The organism is Dehalococcoidales bacterium (assembly GCA_028717385.1).
GTDB lineage: Bacteria > Chloroflexota > Dehalococcoidia > Dehalococcoidales > CSSed11-197 > CSSed11-197.
Genome location: JAQUNW010000018.1, coordinates 1 through 22,405 on the forward strand (window position 1 = coordinate 1; position 22,405 = coordinate 22,405).

General features: G+C 45.1%; 23 protein-coding genes and 2 rRNA genes. 13 read left to right on the forward strand and 12 right to left on the reverse strand.

Annotation, left to right across the window (positions count from 1 at the left end):
* Positions 1 to 739 (reverse strand): ABC transporter permease (locus tag PHX29_04975; protein ID MDD5605243.1); only part of this gene is annotated, 739 nt, incomplete at its 3' end.
* 4 nt (positions 740 to 743) lie between these two features.
* Positions 744 to 1,517, reverse strand: a complete 774-nt coding sequence (locus PHX29_04980) for an ATP-binding cassette domain-containing protein (protein MDD5605244.1) — start codon at positions 1,515 to 1,517, stop codon at positions 744 to 746.
* A gap of 397 nt (positions 1,518 to 1,914) precedes the next feature.
* On the opposite strand from PHX29_04980, the gene PHX29_04985 reads away from it, so the two are divergent.
* The gene (locus PHX29_04985) at positions 1,915 to 4,269 is read left to right on the forward strand and encodes a vitamin B12-dependent ribonucleotide reductase (protein ID MDD5605245.1); all 2,355 of its coding nucleotides are present in this window, start codon (positions 1,915 to 1,917) and stop codon (positions 4,267 to 4,269) included.
* A 111-nt stretch (positions 4,270 to 4,380) separates the two neighbouring features.
* Here the strand turns inward: PHX29_04985 and putP are convergent, their stop codons facing one another.
* Positions 4,381 to 5,937, reverse strand: a complete 1,557-nt coding sequence (gene putP, locus PHX29_04990; GenBank protein MDD5605246.1) for a sodium/proline symporter PutP — start codon at positions 5,935 to 5,937, stop codon at positions 4,381 to 4,383.
* 319 nt (positions 5,938 to 6,256) lie between these two features.
* Between putP and PHX29_04995 the strand changes: the two genes are divergently transcribed.
* Positions 6,257 to 7,003 carry a MerR family transcriptional regulator gene (locus tag PHX29_04995; GenBank protein ID MDD5605247.1) on the forward strand — a complete coding sequence of 249 codons (747 nt, stop codon included), beginning with the start codon at positions 6,257 to 6,259 and terminating at the stop codon, positions 7,001 to 7,003.
* A 17-nt stretch (positions 7,004 to 7,020) separates the two neighbouring features.
* On the opposite strand, the gene PHX29_05000 is transcribed toward PHX29_04995, so the two are convergent.
* The 4 genes from PHX29_05000 to PHX29_05015 form a co-directional block, all read right to left on the reverse strand.
* Complete coding sequence (locus tag PHX29_05000; protein ID MDD5605248.1) at positions 7,021 to 7,338, reverse strand: AzlD domain-containing protein; 318 nt, start codon at positions 7,336 to 7,338, stop codon at positions 7,021 to 7,023.
* Positions 7,331 to 8,062 (reverse strand): AzlC family ABC transporter permease, encoded by a 732-nt coding sequence (locus PHX29_05005; GenBank protein MDD5605249.1) that lies wholly within the window; start codon positions 8,060 to 8,062, stop codon positions 7,331 to 7,333. Before PHX29_05005 ends, PHX29_05000 begins: the two co-directional genes overlap by 8 nt.
* A gap of 57 nt (positions 8,063 to 8,119) precedes the next feature.
* Positions 8,120 to 8,890: an imidazole glycerol phosphate synthase subunit HisF gene (hisF, locus tag PHX29_05010; GenBank protein ID MDD5605250.1), complete on the reverse strand. Its 771-nt coding sequence runs from the start codon at positions 8,888 to 8,890 to the stop codon at positions 8,120 to 8,122.
* Between the two features lie 238 nt (positions 8,891 to 9,128).
* The gene (locus PHX29_05015) at positions 9,129 to 9,800 is read right to left on the reverse strand and encodes a LemA family protein (protein ID MDD5605251.1); all 672 of its coding nucleotides are present in this window, start codon (positions 9,798 to 9,800) and stop codon (positions 9,129 to 9,131) included.
* Positions 9,801 to 10,097: 297 nt separating this feature from the next.
* On the opposite strand from PHX29_05015, the gene PHX29_05020 reads away from it, so the two are divergent.
* From PHX29_05020 to PHX29_05055, 8 genes are all read left to right on the forward strand, one after another.
* A complete protein-coding gene (locus tag PHX29_05020; protein ID MDD5605252.1) occupies positions 10,098 to 10,961 on the forward strand; it encodes a cytochrome b/b6 domain-containing protein in 864 nt (287 codons plus the stop codon).
* Positions 10,951 to 11,544, forward strand: a complete 594-nt coding sequence (locus PHX29_05025; protein ID MDD5605253.1) for a hypothetical protein — start codon at positions 10,951 to 10,953, stop codon at positions 11,542 to 11,544. Before PHX29_05020 ends, PHX29_05025 begins: the two co-directional genes overlap by 11 nt.
* A 121-nt stretch (positions 11,545 to 11,665) precedes the next feature.
* Positions 11,666 to 12,073, forward strand: a complete 408-nt coding sequence (locus PHX29_05030; GenBank protein ID MDD5605254.1) for a cytochrome c maturation protein CcmE — start codon at positions 11,666 to 11,668, stop codon at positions 12,071 to 12,073.
* Between the two features lie 19 nt (positions 12,074 to 12,092).
* Positions 12,093 to 14,078, forward strand: coding sequence for a cytochrome c-type biogenesis CcmF C-terminal domain-containing protein (locus PHX29_05035; GenBank protein MDD5605255.1), 1,986 nt, complete (start codon positions 12,093 to 12,095; stop codon positions 14,076 to 14,078).
* 36 nt (positions 14,079 to 14,114) lie between these two features.
* Complete coding sequence (locus PHX29_05040) at positions 14,115 to 14,813, forward strand: ABC transporter ATP-binding protein (protein ID MDD5605256.1); 699 nt, start codon at positions 14,115 to 14,117, stop codon at positions 14,811 to 14,813.
* Positions 14,810 to 15,481 carry a heme exporter protein CcmB gene (locus PHX29_05045; GenBank protein MDD5605257.1) on the forward strand — a complete coding sequence of 224 codons (672 nt, stop codon included), beginning with the start codon at positions 14,810 to 14,812 and terminating at the stop codon, positions 15,479 to 15,481. The genes PHX29_05040 and PHX29_05045 overlap by 4 nt, the downstream gene beginning before the upstream one ends.
* A gap of 25 nt (positions 15,482 to 15,506) precedes the next feature.
* Positions 15,507 to 16,178: a cytochrome c biogenesis protein gene (locus PHX29_05050; protein MDD5605258.1), complete on the forward strand. Its 672-nt coding sequence runs from the start codon at positions 15,507 to 15,509 to the stop codon at positions 16,176 to 16,178.
* A complete protein-coding gene (locus PHX29_05055; GenBank protein ID MDD5605259.1) occupies positions 16,178 to 16,327 on the forward strand; it encodes a CcmD family protein in 150 nt (49 codons plus the stop codon). Before PHX29_05050 ends, PHX29_05055 begins: the two co-directional genes overlap by 1 nt.
* On the opposite strand, the gene PHX29_05060 is transcribed toward PHX29_05055, so the two are convergent.
* From PHX29_05060 to PHX29_05070, 3 genes are all read right to left on the reverse strand, one after another.
* Positions 16,318 to 16,890 carry a rhomboid family intramembrane serine protease gene (locus PHX29_05060; protein MDD5605260.1) on the reverse strand — a complete coding sequence of 191 codons (573 nt, stop codon included), beginning with the start codon at positions 16,888 to 16,890 and terminating at the stop codon, positions 16,318 to 16,320. The two genes, PHX29_05055 and PHX29_05060, sit on opposite strands and share 10 nt — an antisense overlap.
* A 202-nt stretch (positions 16,891 to 17,092) precedes the next feature.
* Complete coding sequence (locus PHX29_05065) at positions 17,093 to 17,560, reverse strand: Hsp20/alpha crystallin family protein (protein MDD5605261.1); 468 nt, start codon at positions 17,558 to 17,560, stop codon at positions 17,093 to 17,095.
* Positions 17,561 to 17,600: 40 nt separating this feature from the next.
* Entirely contained in the window at positions 17,601 to 18,053 is a 453-nt protein-coding gene (locus tag PHX29_05070) for an Hsp20/alpha crystallin family protein (GenBank protein ID MDD5605262.1), read from the reverse strand.
* Between the two features lie 410 nt (positions 18,054 to 18,463).
* Here PHX29_05070 and PHX29_05075 point away from each other — a divergent pair, with 410 nt between their 5' ends.
* Genes PHX29_05075 through clpB form a run of 3 tightly spaced genes read left to right on the forward strand, consistent with a single transcriptional unit; the run spans position 18,464 to position 21,609 of the window.
* On the forward strand, positions 18,464 to 18,799 hold the full coding sequence (locus PHX29_05075) for a MerR family transcriptional regulator (protein ID MDD5605263.1): 336 nt from the start codon (positions 18,464 to 18,466) through the stop codon (positions 18,797 to 18,799).
* Between the two features lie 26 nt (positions 18,800 to 18,825).
* Complete coding sequence (locus PHX29_05080; protein ID MDD5605264.1) at positions 18,826 to 18,999, forward strand: hypothetical protein; 174 nt, start codon at positions 18,826 to 18,828, stop codon at positions 18,997 to 18,999.
* Between the two features lie 27 nt (positions 19,000 to 19,026).
* Positions 19,027 to 21,609 carry an ATP-dependent chaperone ClpB gene (gene clpB / locus PHX29_05085; GenBank protein MDD5605265.1) on the forward strand — a complete coding sequence of 861 codons (2,583 nt, stop codon included), beginning with the start codon at positions 19,027 to 19,029 and terminating at the stop codon, positions 21,607 to 21,609.
* An 84-nt stretch (positions 21,610 to 21,693) separates the two neighbouring features.
* On the opposite strand, the gene rrf is transcribed toward clpB, so the two are convergent.
* Positions 21,694 to 21,811, reverse strand: a 5S ribosomal RNA gene (gene rrf, locus PHX29_05090).
* A gap of 93 nt (positions 21,812 to 21,904) precedes the next feature.
* Positions 21,905 to 22,405 (reverse strand): 23S ribosomal RNA (locus tag PHX29_05095); the annotation flags it as partial.

A 22,405-nucleotide genomic window follows, 5' to 3' on the forward strand; every position in this document is an offset into this window, starting at 1 on the left:
TCAGGCCGGCATTCGCTTCTGCCGAGTTTAGCCTGGCGGTAATTATCATGCCTGCCAAAGCTGCCAGAAAACCGCTTACGGCAAAAACACTGATGCGGTAGCGCGATATTTTTACACCGCAGCGCCTCAGAGCAGCTGCATTGCCGCCCAGAGAGGAAACATAATGCCCCCACTTCATTTTATAAAAGACCACGTAGGCGATGATTACAGCAGCAACAGCATAAAAAACGCCTGCTTCCAGGCCCAACACCTCGCCGCTCCCAAAAGAACGAAAAGCCTCTGGAAGCCTGGTTACAGGAGTGCCCCGGGAAATAATCAGAGATAGGCCGCGGAATAAAAAAGCTGTGCCCAGCGTGATAATAAACGCATTAATTTTTGTAATACTGATAATAGTCCCATTAACAATGCCCAAAATCGTACCGGCTAACAAACCCACTACAATGCAAAGCCATACGGGCAGACCTGCATGTAAGCTTACGGCCAGAATCATGGCGCTAAGTGATAAAACAGAACATATAGATAAATCAATGGCACCCGAAGCAATAACAAGCATCATGCCAATTGCCAGAAGCATTCGGAAGGAATTTGCCTCTAAAATATTAAACGTGTTAACGATATCAAAATACTTCCCTGTTGTTACACCTATAAAAAGCGCCAATAAAAAGCAAAACAGCACCAGGAGCAATGTCGCTGAATTTCTCGTTACGAATTTTTTTATACCCGGCCAATAAGCTTCCACTGCCTTACAAACCTTCTTTAATCATGGTATGCAATTCATAGGGATTGGTGTCTTTGGTGAGCACATTAGCTATGCACCGTCCTGCTTTCATGACAAAAATCCTGTCGGCAATATCAAAAACCTGTAAAAGGTTGTGACTCACTATGACCATGGTCTTTTTTTCCTTCTTCACCTGCTGTAACATCCGAAATACTCTTTCAGTTTCAGTCATACCCATAGCTGCTGTGGGTTCGTCCAGAATAAGTATCCTGGCGTCTTTGCGCAAAGCGCGTGCAATGGCAACACCCTGCCTTTGCCCACCGGATAAATTACCCACTAATTCGGACAAATCCGGGGTTTGAATTTGTAAATGATCCAGTAGTTGCCGGGCTTCCGCTAACATGCGTTTTTTTGCTAAAAACAGCCCTTGCATAAGTTCTTCGCCAAGAAAAATGTTTTCTGAGCTGTTTTTATAATTATCCAGGCTTAGATCCTGATACATGACTCTGATGCCTAATTCCATGGCTTTTCTTGGCGAAAGGCGACGGAAGCTTTGATTTGCTATGACTATTTCGCCCGTATCAGGGAACAGGTCGCCGGTAAGCATTTTAATCAGCGTGGATTTGCCCGAACCGTTATCCCCAACAATTGCAGCAGCTTCGCCCTGAACAATTTGCATGGATACCTGGTTCAGAGCAACAATATGGTTAAATTTTTTACTGAGATTTTTTATTTCTACCATTAAATTATGTGCCAGAGAACCATGTGACAGGTCATCGACTTTTCCTTGAATTTTCACTCCATTTTTTGGATGATAACACTCATATGAAGCTCATGTCAATTAATTGTACTTATGGTATTTATTATTTATATTTATATTATATGAGTAAAATAAGGGTTATGCTTTTTTTACAGGATGCTTTTCACCCAGTACCACTTGGACTACGCGAATGGGGTATAATAATCTCAGCAGAATTCAGCTTGTTCCTCATTAAGGAAACTCATAAAGCCCCGTTTCCAAGACTCTCTTCCAAGAAGAAATGGCAAACCAGTAACAATTTAACCTGCCGTTTATAGTTTTCTTTGCATGCTTGACACACTACATGTAGTTCTGTTAAACTGCCTTCCGCACAATATGTAGTGTTTTCTTTTTAAGACCTTACTACATCTAAACAAGTAAAAAAGACGGTGAGTAAATGACAACTTCGAAATCTGTTCCAAAAATTTTAGAAAAAATGAATCTGACCAGTACTGCCCGCTCCATCCTGGAAAAACGGTATTTAAAAAGGGATGAAAACCAGCCGGCTGAAACCCCTGAAGAAATGCTTTTCCGGGTAGCCTCAGTGGTTGGGGAAGTCGAGACACAATACGGAAAAAGCTCCGAGGAGACCAGCCAGGTCATAGAGGCTTTTTACAACATGATGGCCAGGCTGGAGTTTATGCCCAACTCCCCAACTCTGATGAATGCAGGGAGAGATCTCGGGCAGCTCAGCGCCTGTTTTGTGCTTCCGGTAGATGACTCCATGGAAGCGATTTTCGATGCCATTAAACATGCGGCAATAATCCACAAATCCGGTGGCGGCACCGGATTCAGTTTTTCCAGGCTTCGGCCAAAAAACAGTACTGTTCGTTCTACCGGTGGTGTTGCCTCCGGGCCGGTGAGTTTCATGAAGGTTTTCAATTCTGCTACAGAAGCAGTCAAGCAGGGAGGCACCCGGCGAGGTGCAAATATGGGGATACTGAGGGTAGACCATCCCGATATTGAGGGGTTTATACGCTGCAAGGAAGACAGCAATGAAATAACCAATTTTAATATTTCGGTAGGCATAACCGATGATTTTATGAAAGCACTGGCAAACAAGACAGATTATGACCTGATAGACCCTCATACCAAAAAACCCACTGGCCAGAGGCGAGCTGAAGATATTTTCTGGCAGATTGTCGATCATGCCTGGGAAAACGGTGAACCGGGGATAGTTTTTCTTGACCGCATTAACAGTGACAACCCAACCCCCGCGCTGGGAGAAATAGAAGCAACCAACCCCTGCGGAGAACAACCGCTGTTCCCTAACGAAGCCTGCAACCTGGGCTCCATCAATCTCAAGGCAATGGTAAAGAAGAAAGATAATCAAAACACCGTCGACTGGGAGCACCTGGCCCGCACTACCCGACTGGCGGTTCGCTTCCTCGATAATGTAATCGATGCCAACAACTATCCGCTGGATGTCATCAAATCAATGGTGGAGGGAAACCGGAAGATAGGGCTGGGGGTAATGGGTTTTGCAGACATGCTAATTTCACTCGGCGTCCCGTACGATTCGGAGGAAGCAGTCAGCTACGCAGAAAAAGTAATGAGTTTTATTCAAACTGAAGGAAGACTCGAATCTGAACGGTTGGCCCAGGAACGAGGCACTTTTCCTAACTATGAAAAATCTGTCTTCTATGGCGTCAGACCGGTACGCAATGCCACGGTTACTACAATAGCACCGACCGGCACAATTTCCATGATTTGCGGTGCATCCAGTGGCGTTGAACCGATTTTTGCCGTGGCATATACCAAAACAGTGTTAGATGGGACGCCATTTGTCGAGGTGAATCCACTTTTTCTGGATTACGCCCGAGAGTGCGGCTTCTTATCAGAGAGTTTGAAGGAGAAAATTGCAGAAAGCGGATCAATCCAAGGGCTATTAGAGGTTCCAGCCTGGATTCAGCGTATTTTTGTAACTGCCCAGGAAATAGATCCCAAATGGCATATACAGATACAGGCCGCATTTCAGAAATACACCGATAATGCCGTTTCAAAAACTATCAACTTCCCCCATGAGGCGACTCGTGATGATATTGCCGAAGCATATCTGCTGGCATATGAGTTGAACTGCAAAGGATTAACCGTTTATCGGGATGGCAGTCGGGAAGAACAGGTACTCTCCAAAGGCACAAACAATAATAAAAGCACTGATAACACCGCCGTAAAGTCCGGTCCTGCCAAAGGAATACAACCGCGTCCGCGCCCACAGGTAACCATGGGAGTAACTGAAAAAATAAAAATCGGCTGTGGCAATCTGTATGTCAGCGTCAATGCAGACGAACAGGGAATCTGCGAAATCTTCACCAATACTGGAAGGGCTGGCGGATGTTCTTCCCAGTCTGAAGCAACCGCCAGACTCATTTCAATATCCCTTCGTTCCGGTATTTCTGTTGAGTCTATCATTGAGCAAATCAAGGGTATTCGATGCCCGGCTTGTATCCGCCGCGATGGAGTTAACGTAACCTCCTGCCCGGACGCAATCGCGCGGGTAATAAAAAAATACATTGATGTAGAAAGCAATGGAAATGAAAATAAATCAAAACCGCCAGCTACCCCGAGCAACACAGCGGAGAGCAAGCAATTGCCATCCATTGGTGCAATAAAAACGGACGAGGGCGCCATACTAAAATCTGTTGGTAATATGGTACTGAACGTAAACGCCTGCCCGGATTGCAACATGCCCATCCAGCATGAAAGCGGTTGCATTGTTTGCATTCACTGCGGTTACTCCAAATGTGAATAAAAAACGAACACCACCGCATATGTTTTACCAAACAGATGATAAACTAGTCTAAACTGATAAAGCCCCCGATAAGGGGGCTTTATCTTGATCACATCTTGTATTTATTGTTGTTTAAGCTATTTTAGCTGCTTCGAAATCATCCAAGATCTTTTGATCAGGCGGATTAGAAAGCAGAGATACCACCACAATAGCCAAGCACGAAAGAACGAATGCCGGTAGTAATTCGTATATGCCAAAGAAACCACCCATCGGCTTTAGTAGAAGTTTCCATATCAAGACAACTCCACCGCCGGTGAGCATACCAGCAATAGCTCCCATGCGGGTTGTGCGTTTCCAAAATAACGAGAAGAGCATAATCGGACCAAAAGTTGCCCCAAAGCCTGCCCAGGCAAAAGACACAACCGTAAATATCACACTATTCTCATCCAGGGCAATAATTACCCCAAATATAGAAATCGCCAGCAAGGTAATCCGCGTAATCAGCATTACCTGTTTATCGGTAGCTTCTTTCTTCATGATACCTTGAAAGATATTTTTCGCAAATGCCGAAGAGGCGATAAGAAGATAAGAATCTGATGAACTCATTGTCGCTGCGAGGATACCGGTCATAAAAATGCCAGCCAGCAACGGAGGCAGAAGCCCTGTCGACATGATTATAAAAATACTTTCTGATGAACTCTGAGTAAGTAATTCTGCCGGATATAAAACCCTGCCAATCAGGCCAATCATCACAGCAGCAACAAGAGATATTACACACCAGACTATGGCGATTCTTCTCGATTTTCTCAGGTTGCTGGGATCCTTGATAGCCATAAACCGCAGAAGCACCTGGGGCATCCCGAAATACCCCAGGCCCCATGAAAGTGTTGAGAGGATGGTCAAAAATCCGTAAGTTCCCGCCGGCCCGAAAAGGGGCTCACCGCTTGAGCCGACTTGCTGCACTCCATCAACAACCTGGGGTGAGGCTATACCAAAAAATTCAAAAAATCCCGGAATACTTTTTATATTATCGATAATATCTGGTATTCCCCCAGCTGCAGATATCCCCATTATGGTTACCGCGCTAAGAGCGACTATCATTACTATACCTTGGACAAAATCGGATACGCTTTCGGCCAGAAAACCACCAACATAGGTATATAACACAACAGCAGCGGCGCCCAAAATCATTACAAGCTGATAGTTCACATCAAACAACGTGCTGAATAATTTTCCAAAGGTCACAAAACAGCTTGCCGCATACACTGCAAAAAAGATGAGGATAAATATGGCTGCAATTGAAAGTATAACTTTCTTATTCTCCTTGAAACGCTGGCTAAAAAACTCCGGAATTGTAATAGCATTACCGGCAATTATTGAGTAATTACGCAATCTCCTGGCTACCAGCAACCAGTTAAGGTAAGTACCAATCGCCAGCCCTATTGCAGTCCAAATGGCATCACTCATCCCAAACCAGTAAGCAACACCCGGAAGCCCCATTAACAACCAGCCGCTCATGTCGGAAGCTTCAGCGCTCATAGCTGTGACCCACGGACCCAGAGATCTTCCTCCAATAAAATAGTGCTCGCTGCTTTGATTGGAGCGCCTGTAGAAATAGAAACCGATACCTATCACCAAGGCCAGATAAGCAAGCATGGCAATAAGTATCTGTATTGAATCACCGCTCATGCCTTTTCTTGTTCTCCTTTACAATTAGTGTGTTATGTCAAAGGAACACAGTTGCCCAGTTCCTGTAAGAGAATTAATTGCCCTGCTGGCGGCACCAAGATGACAACAGAGTCGCAAGTCTTCTCCATGTTTACTCGTTAAGACTTTGTTATTAAAGATTGCTCATATAATATGAGAACTTGTCTATTAACCTGATAAGATACTCTTAATGAGTAAGCCTGGTCAAGACCATACAATTATTATCCCATCCTCGGCTGCCATATCAACAGCCAAAATTATCTTGACTATAACGTAACGTTATACTTTATAATCCCCTGTAATGAAATTACCGATTAGTAAAATGGCACATCTTGCTGGTATCAGTGTACGCACCCTGCACTACTATGACGAAATCGGCCTGCTTAAACCTGCTTCTGTCACACCTGCAGGATACCGGTTATATAGCGAAGAGGAAGCCATGACACTGCAGCAAATAATGTTTTTTCGTGAAATTGGATTTTCCTTAGCGAGCATTAAAGAAATAATAAACCAGCCAGGCTTCGATGGGCTTAAAGCGTTAAGGGATCATCGAGCAGTGCTGTTAGAAAAAATCAGGCGAACCAGCCAGTTGATTGATACAATCGATAAGACAATAAAAAAATGGGAGGGAGAAATAGAAATGGAAATTAGTGAATACTACCAGGGTTTTAACGATAAGGACATAAAAAGATACCGCAGCGAAGCTCGCCGACGCTGGGGTGACCAGGTAGTAGAAGAAAGTGAAAAGCGGGTAATGAACATGGGAAAGAGCAAATTTGAAGCCCTCCAGGAAAAAGGAAACGGAATTTTTCAGTCTATTGCAGACAACATGAGTAAAGGCGCCGAAAGCGAACCAGTCCAGAAACTGGTTTCTGAATGGCGGGAATGGCTAAATGCCTTCCACGATTATTCCGACGAGGCTGCCTTGAACTTGGGGCACATCTACAGTGAAGACGCTGAATTCGCAGCTTTTTTTAATAAATTCCACCCGGATTTACCTGATTTTCTTACTCGTGCAATTGTTTATTATTTTAAAACAGGTGAATAACACAACAATATAAAAAGTTAAAGCAATAATCCAACAAGCCAAAAAATCAGCATACCGGCAATGACTGTAATGCTAAGGGATTTCAACCTGAACGCAATTATAGCGGTCGGTACAGCTGTCAGAAGCTCCGGTTGAAAAAAGTTTATTGTTCCCCCCTCTTCCGGGATCACCAGCAAAGGAAACAATAACGCTGCCAGTATGGCTACCGGTATGAGATCCAGCCACTCAATTAACCATTCTGGCAGTCTTCGCCCGGAAAGTACAACTAGCGGAATCCAGCGTGGAACGTAGGTTACTATACACATTCCCGCCAGCATCAACAAGTATTCAGGCATTATTACTATTTTTCACCTGACGTATTTTGCGCAGAACCACAACCCCGCCAGTTGCAGCCAGCATTGAGGCGGCTATTATATACAGGTTGCCTGGCAGCACCAGTGAGAAGATAACCGCTAAAAATCCGGAAAACAAAGCAGTTACAATATATTTACGCCCCCTTAACTGCATCGCGAGCAAGCCGATGAACATGGCAACCAGGGCATAATCGATTCCAAAAGCACCTTCCGGTATAAACTCACCTGCAAACCCCCCAATGACGGTACTGGCAACCCAGGAAACATTGGAAACGTGGTTAACCGTGAGAGCATTCGCAAAGCTCCAGGTGCCACTGCGAAACTTGATCAGGTTTACTGCAAAAGTCTCATCAGTAATTCCGTAGGCAAAGAGCGAAAGCAGCTTTTTCCTCACCCTGCCCAAATATAAAGAAAGTGATGAACTCATTAAGAAATGACGAAGGTTAACCGCAAGGGTGGTAATAATTATTGAAGCTGGCCCGGCACCAGCTGAAAGCATTGAAATTGCAATGAACTGGGCACTACCGGCAAAAAGCAATATCGACATCAGGCCAATCTGCCAGGGGTCTAGTCCTGCATTGCGTGCAATAACCCCAAAAGCCAATCCCAGGGGAATATAACCGAGAAACACCGGCCAAGCGGCTGCAGCCCCCTGGTATATTTTCTGCTTTATAGTGTTCTCTTTCTTTTGCTGTGAATTTGTCATGATCGGGGCAATTAGCTCAATTGTGGAATGATAAAAGTAGATGAATGGGCTAAAAAGCTAACTGTTGATGGGAATCCCCCTGGCCTTGAGATACCTTTTTACCTCACCAACTCCAAGCTCCCCGAAATGAAAAACCGAAGCTGCCAATACAGCGGAGGCTTTCCCCGTTACGACCGCCTCGTACATATGTTCCAAGGTTCCAGCGCCGCCCGAAGCAATCACCGGAATTTTGACCGCCTCCGCCACCGCCAAGGTCATTTCAATATCATAACCACCTTTGGTTCCGTCAGCATCCTTGCTGGTAAGCAGTATCTCTCCAGCTCCCAGTGATTCAACCTTGCGAGCCCATTCTACAATATCCATGCCAACAGCATCTTCGCCACTTTTTACCACCACTTCAAGCCTGGGCATTTTGCTGCCAGGAGGATTTTTCCTCCCATCAATGGCAACCACCAGACTGGATGAGCCAAAACGAAGGGCTGCTTCTTCTATCAGCGAGGGATTTTTTACCGCTGCTGTATTGATTGAGACTTTATCGGCCCCGATTGATTTCAAGGCTTCCATATCTTCAATAGAACAAATGCCTCCACCTACCGCAAAGGGAACATCAACCACGTTACGTACTTTTTTAACCCATTCAAGGCGAGTTTTACGGTTTTCCAGGGTGGCAAATATATCCAGAAAAACCAGTTCGTCAGCTCCTTCCCGGCAATAGGCTTGGGCAGCTTCCACTGGATCCCTTGCATCCTGAAGGTTAATAAAATTAATCCCTTTTACCACTCTTCCATTTTTTATATCCAGGCACGGGATTACTCTAATACTTTTCACTTTTCTCTCCTGGTTTTTCTAGACATGATTATTTTATATTAACGACCACTACTTTAAAAACCCGCCCGGATAATCCTGACAGTTCCCATCTTTCCCGATTAACTTCGGGGTTCTGTGTGAGGATTAGAGATTTCACATCAGGGCTTTTATTAGCTCTCCCTGGGATTACCTATATCAGCTTACCACTTATTATATATAAAAATTGTGCTGCCTGGAATTTTACCCCAAAGCAATCCAGTCAATCGGCCAGATTTACTTCAATACTCGCTCTTTCCAAGCCTGAGGAAGAAAGCAGGTTAAATGGCTTAAAACCGGTAGTAGCGGCTAAAAACCGGTCAGGCGCGACTTCAATCCTGGTGTTGTAGAAAGTGCTCACCTGATTATAATAGTCACGAGACAGTGCCAAGCGCTGTTCGGTTTCAGTCAAAAGATGCTGCAAATTGGCAAACTGACCGTCTGCTTTAAGAGATAGATAGTTTTCTATCACTGCCATGAGAACCGGAAGCGCTCCCTTTATATCATGTTCGGTAGTGCCCTGTAACACCTCAAGCTGTGCCCTCAGCTCGGTAGCTGCTTGATGCAAGCCAGATTCATATCGTCGATAAGCTTCTACTATCTGCACAATTCGCGGAACTAAATCATAACGCCGTTTTAATTCGACTTCTATCTGGGACTGCGCTTGCCTCACACGCTGGCGTAAACGTACCAGACCATTAAAGGTATTCCATACCCAACCAATAAACAAAGCCCCCAAGTAAAAACCAATAAACACTCCCTGAACTTTCGATATCGGGAGGCCGTCAATCAATTGCTTGCGGCGATAAATATAAAAAGCCCCGACCAGGCACCCTATCCCTGAAAGGATGCCAACAATCAATATAATGATTAAGTAATGATTGTGAACCAGCATATTTTATGTTAACCTCATCTCAAAATGTTAACACTATACAAAAATAGGCTCAAATCGTCTATCAGGCGGAACCTCCTTCAATAAGTCAACCGAAGTTTCTATCGTTTATCAGTATCGCACGCAAACGTTAACCTGATGGGCAATGTGCCTGTAGTCAGTGCAACCATGAGTAATTTTTCTTATATTTCACTGTTTTTAATATTGTTGACAAAGCTATTAAAATAAAGCTATATTGTTTGCTAACCTAATCTCGGAAAACGGGCTTTGCCCTTTTATAATTATTTTTAGGAGGTTTTTATGGCGAAGAAGGCTCTCATTCTTTCTGTGCTCTTCTTGGCCACCGTACCTCTCGGCTGGTACCTCTCAGACAGCTTGGGTATCATCTTTTTTGACGATGCCTGGTGGCTCCTGCTGGCGGCAACAGTCCTTGGTGCGGTGCTCGGTATCTACAGCGGTTTAACCCGCCCCAGAGAGCAAATAAGCGGCGAAAAGATAGAACGCCACGGTGCCCGCGGTTTCCTCTCCCATTGGGGGACTTCAGTGGGTATATTTGTATGTCTGGGTACCGGTATCTACATGGGATTCCTTATAATTGACCCATTCATGGAAACCATTGCAGACACCGCCCTGCCACTCAACCTGCATTTTACTGGAGTGGCTTTACTGCTTTTCGCAGGATTCTTCTTTGCAATGGACTATCTGGTAATGCGCGACTGGGATCGGCTGATTCCCAACGTAAAAGACATTTTTCATGGTATGCTGGGCAAGTATTTCCTGCGCCGCAAATGGCACGCAGAAACCAAATACCTCTCCAGCCAAAAGGTTGCAGCTCTCGGTATGGGCGCTATCGGTGCGGTAATACTGCTTACCGGTGCGTTTAAAGTGGCATCCCGCATCTGGGATCTTTCTGCTGATATCTGGGGCTGGATGACCTTGTTCCATGATATTTTTACCGCCCTGTTCATTTTCATGCTTGCAATACACATAATCCTGGTACTCGTACTAAAAAGCCACTGGCCGACTCTCACTTCATGGATTACCGGAAGCGTTGGCAGGGATTATGTCGAAGAGCATCACCCAGTCTGGTACCGGGAAATAACAAGCGGTAAACAACGCGCTTACAAACTGTTTGGATATGAGGAGGATAGAAGTGAAAAATAATAAAATAACCCTGGTTTTGCTTTTCGCTCTTGTCCTTCTATTGGTTCCGGCTCTTGCTGCCTGTGGATACGAGTCTTCAAGTGCAGACGGTGTACGCCATATCCCGCATGATGTAGATATTAAATTTGAAAACTGTTTCGCCTGCCACACAGGCGGACCTGTTCCTGCAGGCGGAGAATTACTCGGAGAAGTACACAAATCCTATCCCTTGATAATGTGCTCTTCCCCAGCCTGCCATCCTGGCGCACCGGTAGAGCCAACAACTACCAACCCGACTACTGAACCGACTACTGAACCAACTACTGAACCAACTACTGAACCAACTACTGAACCAACTACTGAACCGACTACTGAACCGACTACTGAACCGACTACTGAACCAACTACTGAACCGACTACCGAACCGGCCGGTGAGCCGACACCCGAGAATGCCCCTGCTATCTCCAGCCATGCAACCGGTACTGGCTATGACGGTCTGTGCGGTATCTGCCATATGCTTGGCGGGACCGATCCAATGCCAGATGATGGCTACCACGAAAACTTCGATGTTGCAGATTGTTACGATTGCCATAAAGCCGGATAACAAAACAACCCTTTAACACAGTTCAGATAACCGCCGTTGTTAAAAAACAACGGCGGTTTTATTCTTGCCGGTTCGCAAATTGATCATTTTTATGCTATAATCCCGCTGAAGGTACATAGCTTTGAAAAATAAAAAGTTTCTTATAGGCGGGGTAATAATTGGCCTGGCTATAATACTATTAGCCTATATGGGGTTTCAGGGCGGTAACAGCTATTATTTTACGGTCGCTGAAGCTATCGAGCAACGGGATTCTGTAGGACAAAAACAGGTAAGAATACAGGGCGAAGTAGCTACCGGGTTTGAGAGTACCGGCGCGGGCCAAAACCTCTTTTTTACTCTCCTTCATATTGACGATGACGAAACAACCCAACCGGGATCTGCCAGTATAGATATTTATTATACCGGTGTTATTCCAAATAACTTTGAAGCTGGGCGCCACGTAGTAGTTGAAGGCCACTTTGCCGATGACGGAAGTTTTACCGCCGCCAAGATTATTACAGCCTGTGCCTCTAAATATGAATCGGCTTAAATAATAATAGGCAGGAGTAATGGCAGAATTAGGCTATATTTCGTTAGTGCTTGCTCTCGTGGCAGCTATTTTTGCCCTGGTTGGCTTCATTTACGGAGGTCGGGAGAAAGATTCCTGGCTCAATCGTAACGCTCGAAAATCTGCTATTGGCGTTTTTATCCTTGTTACAGTAGCCGTAATAATTCTGGAAGCTGCTCTCCTTACCCACCAATTTGAATTAAAATACGTGTACCAATACACTAGCACCGATATGTCCCCCATTTATCTTTTCAGTGGACTATGGGCAGGTAATGCCGGCTCGCTTTTATTTTGGACATGGATGCTAACTATATGCGGATATATTCTGGTTATGCGCCAACGCCCCGGAAAGCGCGAGCTGACACCTTACACCATGGCAATTGTAATGTTCACTCAGATATTTTTTATTCTGCTCGTATTGTTTTTCTCCAATCCCTTCGCTCGGCTGGAAGCCAGCACCTTCCCCGTTGTCCCCTCAGAGGGGGTAGGCATGAATCCATTGCTGGAAAATCCGGGCATGCTATTCCATCCACCTACCCTGATTGCCGGATGGGCGGTTTTTACCATCCCCTTCGGTTTCGCCATATCAGCTTTACTGAATAACAAACTGGACAATACCTGGATAAGCCAATCCAGGCGCTGGGTAGTAATAGCCTGGCTATTACTGGGTGTTGGGAATATATTAGGTGCCTGGTGGGCTTACGCCGAGCTATCCTGGGGAGGATACTGGACGTGGGATCCAATTGAAAATGCTGGTCTTGTGCCGTGGCTACTCTCTACTGCTTTTCTGCATTCAATGGTAGTCCAAAAACGCCGGGGTGGCTTCAAGTTTTGGAATATCGGGCTTGCCGCAGCCATATTTATCACTATTATTCTGGGCGCGTTCCTTACTCGCAGTGGCGTACTCCAATCTAAGCATGCATTCCTCCCTTCTGCCATGGATAGCCTGTTTCTGGCACTGCTCATAATATCCATTATTGGCTCTATTGGGCTTATCATTTGGAGACGCAAAGAATTAAAAACCGAAATGGCTATCACCAACCTGGTTTCACGCGAATCTACTTTCTTGCTCTCCAACGTGCTGTTCGCCGGCTCCGCTGTTGTAATCCTGGCTGGAACACTATCACCATTACTCCCCGGATCACCGACTATGGACAGTACTTTTTTCAATCGCGCAGTATTACCGCTTTTTGTCAGCGTTATTCTGCTTATCGGTTTATGTACCGCGCTTGGATGGCGGCGCCCGCAAGCGCGAAAGATCAAAACAACCTATTTTGTATCTGCCTTATTAAGCCTGGTTGTGATCGGTTTACTTGTAATATTCGGGGCTAGAGAATGGTATGCACTAATTCCAGCTTTCGTAGCCCTATTTGCAATCTTTTCCTCAATACTGGTCTGGATTGGGGATTGTCTTTCTCGCCGGCGAGCGCTTTCTGAAAACTTTTTTCATTCTGCAATTAACCTGGTTCGCGCCAACCGCGCTCGCTATGGCGGATACCTGATACATATGTCTATAGCCATCATAGCCATCGGTGTAATCGGTTCTACAGTATACGATACTGAAACCACAGCAGTGCTGGCTCCGGGCGACACTATGACAATTAAAGACTATGAAATTACTTACGAAACACTCTTGGGGAGCGGTGACGGCAGCCGCATGGAGATTTGGGCGGAACTCACCGTCAGCAAAAACGACAAGTTAATCGGCAATATGGAGCCCCTCAAGCTTTTTCACCGTAGTTACGAAGGAGCTATGAGCAAAGTCGCTATCCGTTATTCACTGGTCGAAGATCTCTACATCAGTCTTACCGGATGGGAACCCATTGACGCCGATGACCTTACCAAGGGCTACTGGGCGGGATTCATGGCTAAAGTTAATCCGCTTATCAGCTGGATTTGGGTCGGAGGCTTTATCCTTCTTGCCGGAGGCCTAATCTGCTACTGGCCTAAAGGTAAAAAAGAGCCGATTTCAAACAGTGAAGAATAACACTGGCATACATTTTCCCAAAGGCCAATTTTTATTATGATAAGTTCCATAGAGGTAAAAAACCTCTGCCGTAATTTTGGCAGTTTTAAAGCCCTGCAAGATGTTTCCCTCACTGTGCAACCCGGTGAAACATTAGCTCTGTTTGGCCATAACGGGGCTGGTAAAACTACCCTGTTGAAAATTCTTTCTACTATTATGAAACCCACCAGCGGGGTCGTCCTTTATGGAGGTCGCAATATTAGTGAGGATCCAGAAGGCATCCGCTCAAACCTCGGGATTGTCAGTCACCGCAGTTTTCTGTATCCCAGCCTCACTGCCTATGATAATCTTTCTTTTTATGCCCGACTTTACTCAGTGCCCAATCGCGATATACGCGTCAAGCAACTACTCTCCAGCCTGGGCTTGAAAGCTCGCATGTATGATAAGGTGGGTACTTTTTCTAGAGGTATGCAACAACGGCTTTCAATCGCCCGTTCCTTGCTGCATCAACCGCAAATAGTGCTAATGGACGAACCTGAATCCGGACTGGATAACAGGGCATCGGAAAGCCTTTGGCGGTTATTAAGCGAAGAAAAGCGCACGATTGTTTTTACCCATCATAATCTTGAAAAGGGTTTCGCAGTTGCTAATCGGATTATTATACTTGCACGCGGCAGAGTTTTTTTTGCACCGGATAATAAATGTTCCCTGGCGGAACTGCAGGATGCCTATTTTGCCAGTCTGGAGGCCTTATGAAGGAACTCCGGGACGCTCTGATAATCGCATCCAAAGATGTATTAACTGAGATTCGCACGAGAGAAGTGCTATCCTCTGTGGTGGTTTTTGCCATACTCGTGATTATCATTTTTAATTTTGCTTTCGGCAGCAGCGAACAAGCAGCAGAAATCGTAGCTCCCGGAATTCTTTGGGCAACTTTCGCCTTTGCTGGAGTGCTCAGCCTCAACCGCTCCTTTATTATGGAAAAGGAGGAAGATTGCATTGAGGGGCTGATGGTAGCCCCATTGAGCCGGGAAGCAATATATCTGGGAAAGTTTTTCGGAAACACTTTTTTTATTATTTTAATTCAGCTTATTGTTATTCCAATATTCAGCCTTCTGTTTAATATCAGCTTCTTTAAACTGGAACTGCTGGTGGTAACACTCCTGGCTACTTTGGGGTTCGCAGCTGTTGGTACTTTATTTGCTGCCATGGCAGTGAATACTCGTGCTCGTGAACTAGTGCTGCCAATTCTATTTTTCCCGGTAATTACCCCGGTAATTATAGCGGCTGTCAATTCTTCAGCCCAGGTGCTGGAAGGGCAAACCTTCAGCTCTATTTCCCAGTGGCTTGGAATAATAGGAGCTTTCGACGTTATTTTTCTTGTTGCAAGCTATTTGGTATTTAGTTTTATAATTGAGGAATAACAGATAAATTATCCCGGAGGAATTTATGAAACGCAAGATCCTGTTTTTTACTGCATCAGGCCTGATTATGGCTTCGTTTTACATGGTGTTTATGTATGTCCCCACAGAAGTTGACATGGGGATTGTGCAACGGATTTTCTACTATCATGTCCCTGTAGCATGGATAGCTTTTTTGGCTTTCTTTGTAACATGTATCGGCTCTATAGTATATCTTGTCAAAAGAGATACAAAATGGGATAACATTGCTAGTGCGTCTGCCGAGATTGGGCTTGTCTTTATCACCCTGGTTCTGGTTACCGGCCCAATATGGGCAAAACCAGCCTGGGGAGTGTGGTGGGTATGGGAGCCCAGGCTGACTACTTCGCTGATATTATGGTTTATTTACATTGCTTATTTTATTATCCGAGGCTATGTTGCCGGTGCAGAAAGAAAAGCCCGCTTCGGAGCCGTTGTGGGCATCATAGGTTTTCTGAACGTCCCACTTGTTTTCCTTTCGGTAACCCTCTGGCGTACCCAGCACCCACCGCTGACCATTTTTTCCGGCGGACTTGAGCCACCCATGCTAGCAACACTATTGGTATGCATTTTTGCATTTAATTTCCTGTTTTTCTACCTGCTTGCCGAGAGAACCATGATGAAAGACGACGAAAATACTTTATATCAACTCAAAGAACAACTAACACGGAGGAACGCATAATGGAAAACGCAGGCTACATGCTCGCTGCCTTTATTTTAATCTGGGCTGCCCTTCTGGCATACATCTTTGTCTTAGCAAGAAAACAAGCAAAAATGCGCAGGGATATTGAGCTTGTCCAGGAACAACTGGATGAAGCCTCTCAAAAATAAAAATAGCGACTGCTGCGTTTAAATATCAAGCCGGCCACAAGTCCGGTTAATAAACCGCCCAAGTGTGCCTGCCAGGCAACTCCCGACATAAAAGACAGTATTATAAATCCACCGATAACCGCTATCCATAATGGCATTGGCACCGGAAGGGGGAAGATAATCACTCTTGAATTGGGAACCAGTATAGCAAGTGCACCACCTAAAGCAAATACCGCGCCAGAGGCGCCAATTGCTAATGAATAAGGTGATAGAAGTACAAAAAATGCACCTCCCAGTATACCCCCTGCCAGATAAAGAATAATAAATTTCCGCACTCCAACCAACCTGAGCACATAATTACCAAAGAAATATAGAGTAAACATATTGGCAAATAGGTGAAACAGGTCATAATGGGTAAAAACACTGGTAATCAAACCCCACGGTCTTTCAATAAAAAGCGGCCTGCCCCATAAACCAAGGTACCCTATCAGGTCAGGAAACAGCCGTACGGTAAAAAATACTATTACATTAATTGCTACTATTACAATTATCGGATTCAGATTACGCAAAACGGTATTACGCATATTAACTATGTGCCCCTTAACATTAACAAAGTAATAGACTTTAACAGTTTAAGCCCGAAGCTGGCAAATTGCATAAGCCCAACCTTACTGAATTACACGCGGGCGGCATAACAACCAAATAAATCCCTATGTAATTAGCAGGTGGCGATATCGCCACCTGCTAATTACATTTATACGATACTGCCGGGTATATTGGTATTACCTATTTCTTTTTCCCTTCAATCGCCTGGGTAGTTTTTACTTTGATTTGTCTGGGCTTGGCTTCCTCCGCTTTAGGCAACGTTAAAGTAAGTATTCCATTTTCAAATACTGCCTCGGCTTGATCAGCATTAACAACTGCAGGCAAATTGACAGAGCGGCTGAATGAGCCGTACTTGAGCTCTCTCCGATAGTAATTGGTTTCTTTTTCTTCTTTTTCTTCCTTATGTTCGCCCTTTACAGTTAACACACCCTCGGCAATTGATACATCGACATCATTTGGCATCACGCCAGGCAGCTCGGCTTTTATCACTATATCGGAATCAGTCTCTTTCATTTCTATGGCAACATCTGGCACCGAAAGAGATCCGAAACTGGCTGGACGCACAAAGGAATCCTCGAATAGCCTGTCCATAGCTTGCCTGAGCGTCATCATATCGCGAAATGGCTCCCATCTAATTATATCTGCCATATTTCCACCTCCTCTTGCTATTTCCCGGCAGTATATCCATTTAAGCAGTTTTTACTTTGATTTGCCTGGGCTTGGCTTCCTCCGCTTTAGGAACGGTAACTGTTAGTACTCCGTTATCCTGACTTGCTTCGATACGATTCGCATCTACAGGTACTGGGAAGCTTACAGAGCGGTTCATTTCTCCGTAACCCAACTCAGTAATGTACCATCGGCAGTTACCGGCATCCTCGCCTTCCAACCGGGAAGGAATACGCGCTTTGATATTGATAGCATTGCCATCTATGCTAATGTCAACATTATCGGACTTTACACCCGGCAAATATGCCTGTAAATAATAAACATCATCTTTTTCATATAGATTGACGGCCATGGTCCGAACCGTTCTGTCCTCATCAGTAGCCTGCGGTGATCGAATAAAGCTCTGTTCGAAAAGTCGATCCATGGCATCCCTCAAGGATATCGGATTTGCAAAAGTAGTTCTTATCGTTGTCATTTTTTCCTCCTATTGTTTCTTCTTCAATATTTCACAAATACCAGCCATATTGATACCTTTTTCTTTGAGATGTTTAACCTGGAATATTATTTCCAGATCCTGTTGAGTGTACAACCTGTGCCCTCCTTGACTCCGACAGGGAGAAAGCAGCCCAGTTTTCTCGAGTCTTCTCAAATAATGGGCTGGCAGGCCGGTTATTTTCGTCAGTATACTTATTGTATACCTGCCCTCCATTGCCAGTATTACCACCCTAAATATAATATTTTATAAGATCTTCTTACACCTTCTATTATATTTATTTTTATTATTTTAGTCAATTCTTCTTATTCTCTTATATCTTATATATTGACACTCTCCATATCAACTATTATAATAATTGCACGCTGAAAAAACGTCAAGAGGAAGTAAATATGCAACGAAAAACAGGGGTTTATGTCATGCAGGTTGCAGCAATGCTAACCGGGCTTCATCCACAAACTTTACGCAAGTATGAAAGGGTAGGTCTGGTGAGCCCAATTCGTATCAATACCCTACGCTTGTATAGCGAAGAGGATATTGCTCAATGCCGCGTGATACGACGCCTGGTGGACGAAATGGGACTAAATCTTGCCGGAGTAGAGCTTGCTCTCAATATAAGTGAAAGACTCCTTGAGCTAAGAAACAATCTCCTTGAAGAAGGCTCAGCTAACCAGAAGGGGAATTTGGCGTTAATAAAAGAAATGCTTCAAATGCTCGGAGAAGATTAGAGTCATATTAAAGGAGGTAGCTGACGATGTGGAAAATGAAATCATGCCCAAAATGCAATGGGGACCTGTATCTGGATTACGATGAGGACGGGATGTTCAACCATTGCCTTCAATGCGGATATACAGGCAATATAGATCCCGGCTGCCTTATTACCGAAAAACCCGATGCAGATAAACAGCCTGCACTGGCATCCAACTAATATATTTTCCTGCTGTAAGGAGTGAAAATGGATATAAATCAGTTTACTGAAAAAGCAAGGGAAGCATTATTACAATCATTTGAACTGGCTAAACAGCACGATAATACGCAAGTTGAACCAGAACACCTTATGCTGGCAATTATCAACCAGAAAGATGGTATAGCCGGACAGGTTTTGTCACGGCTGGGGATCCCCCCACGCCATCTTGAAGTTGATGTGCAGGCAAAAATTGAAGCCAAACCCCGCGCTGGAGCTGCCGCCGAAGCCTACCCCTCTGGTGATTTCAACAAGGTTCTGGAAGCCGCAGCTAAAGAGATGGCACATTTTAAAGATGAGTTTATAAGTATTGAGCATCTGTTCCTTGCTTTGTTGGAAGTTGATAGCCCGGTGAGCAATACTCTCAAGGAGATGGGCGTAAAACGAGACAATGTTTACAAAATACTGGGCGAAATAAGGGGTAGCCACAGAGTTACTGACCAGAATCCTGAAGAAAAGTATCAAGCACTGGAAAAATACGGACGCGATCTGACCCAATTGGCTTCGTCCGGCAAGCTTGATCCGGTTATCGGCCGGGACGATGAAATTCGTCGTGTGATCCAGGTGTTAAGCCGGCGTACTAAGAACAACCCGGTGCTGATCGGTGAACCTGGAGTTGGCAAGACAGCAATCGCGGAAGGCCTTGCCCAGAGAATTTTCAAGGGAGATGTACCCACCGGCCTGAAGGACAAACGTATCGTAGCCCTTGACCTTGGCGCCCTTATTGCCGGAGCTAAATATCGTGGTGAATTTGAAGAACGGCTAAAAGCCGTTCTAAAAGAAGTACAGGACAGTGAAGGGCGAGTAATTCTTTTCATAGACGAACTCCACACCGTAATCGGAGCTGGAGCTGCTGAGGGAGCTATGGACGCTTCCAATATGCTAAAACCAATGCTTGCCAGGGGTGAACTACATGCAATCGGAGCTACAACCCTGAATGAGTATCGGAAATATATTGAAAAAGATGCCGCCCTGGAACGCCGTTTTCAGCCGGTATTCGTTGGAGAACCAGGCATAGATGATACTATCTCCATCCTGCGAGGATTAAAAGAACGCTACGAAGTACACCATGGGGTAAGAATACAGGACAGCGCTCTGGTAGCAGCGGCAGTATTATCCAATCGTTATATAACCGATCGCTTTTTACCAGATAAGGCAATCGACCTTATAGACGAAGCCGCCGCAAAGCTGAGAACCGAGATCGACTCTGTACCTGCTGAAATAGACGAAGTCGATAGAAAGCTCAGGCAGCTTGAAATCGAAAGAGAAGCTCTTAAAAAAGAAAAGGACGAGGCATCGAAAGAGCGGTTAAACAATCTCGAATACGAACTTGCCAGCCACAAGGAAGAAGCCGACAGATTGAAAGCTATCTGGCAAAAAGAAAAGGAAAAGATTAAAAGCCTGGGATCTCTTAAAGAGCGCATTGAACAAATTAAGGTAGAAATAGACAGGGCAGAGAGGCAGGCTGATTATGAGCAGGCAGCCCGATTAAAATATGGGGAGCTGACAGAACTAGAAAAACAACTCCAGGAAAAAGAAAATGCACTTTCTGCAAATCAGGGCGGTCGTCTGCTTAAAGAAGAAGTTGATGAAACAGACATTGCCGAAGTAGTCAGCCGCTGGACAGGCATCCCGGTATCCAACTTGATGGAAGGCGATTTGGAGAAACTGCGCAATATGGAACAACGCCTGCATCAGCGGGTAGTCTCCCAAGATAAGGCAGTTGTAGCCGTATCCAATGCTGTGCGAAGGGCAAGAGCCGGCCTGCAAGATCCCAATCGTCCGCTGGGAAGCTTTATTTTTCTCGGGCCAACCGGCGTCGGCAAAACCGAACTAGCCAAGGCACTTGCCGCTTTTCTTTTTGACGATGAAAGAGCAATAATCAGATTAGACATGAGTGAATACATGGAAGAACACACTGTAGCAAGGCTTATCGGTGCCCCTCCAGGCTATGTAGGCTACGATGAAGGAGGACAACTTACCGAAGCAATTCATCGCCGGCCTTACTCAGTTATACTCCTGGACGAAATCGAAAAAGCCCATCCTAAAATATTCAATGTACTTCTTCAAGTTCTTGATGATGGCCGCCTGACTGATGGGAAAGGACGCACTGTTGACTTTAAGAATACTGTGCTGATAATGACATCAAATATTGGAAGTCAATCAATTGCAGAGCTTGAACCAGGCCGGGAAGCGGATTTGGAAGAAGCGATTTCCGAAAACCTGAAACATTATTTCAGGCCTGAATTTTTAAACCGCGTAGATGAAATTATCATATTCAGCCAGCTATCCCGTGAAGATATAAAACATATTGTAACCCTGCAACTCGATATCCTTAAAAAACGACTGGAGGATAAAAACATCGATTTGGAGTTAACCGAAGCTGCCGCCGACCAATTAGCACTCGAGGGCTACGACCCGGTATATGGCGCGCGACCCTTAAAACGCGTTCTCCAGACCCGCATACTCGATCTGATGGCACTGAAGATCCTTGATGGTGAATTTAAACCAAATGATACTATTGTAGTCGACAGTGCAGCGGGTGAATATTTCTTTACCAAAAAATATAAGTAATAAACCTGAATGGTATAATGCAAAAACGCCCCTATTCAAAGGGGCGTTTCTTTTTTAACAAAAAAGCCTGAGATTTGTAAGTCCTTCTGGCAATGGCATATTTTCCACAAGGGATTGCCCCCTCAGTATCGTCTGCGCTAAGGCGTTTCACTTCCGTGTTCGGGATGGGAACGGGTGGTGCCACCTCGCTCTAATCACCAGAAAGGTTCAAATCTCAGGCTTCTTCACTATTTTGAGGAAGTCTGATTATTCAATTGAATATAAGTTTTTTATCCAGCTAATGCCAGCCCTGAAACAGGTCAAGCCCTCGACCATTAGTACCACTCAGCTGAACACGTTACCGTGCTTACACCTGTGGCCTATCAAGCAAGTAGTCTTCTTGCGGTCTTACTCCTTCCCGAAAGAAGGATGAGAGATCTAATCTTGGAGCCGGCTTCGCACTTAGATGCTTTCAGTGCTTATCCGAACCAGACTTGGCTACTCAGCAATGCCCTTGGCAGAACAACTGATACACCATTGGTCTGTCCTTCCCGATCCTCTCGTACTAGGGAAAGACCTCCTCAAATCTCTGAACGCCCACCACGGATAGAGACCGACCTGTCTCACGACGGTCTGAACCCAGCTCGCGTGCCGCTTTAACCGGCGAACAGCCGGACCCTTGGGACCTTCTCCAGCCCCAGGATGCGACGAGCCGACATCGAGGTGCCAAACCTTGCCGTCGATGTGAACTCTTGGGCAAGATAAGCCTGTTATCCCCGGGGTAGCTTTTATCCGTTAAGCCACGGCCCTTCCACAC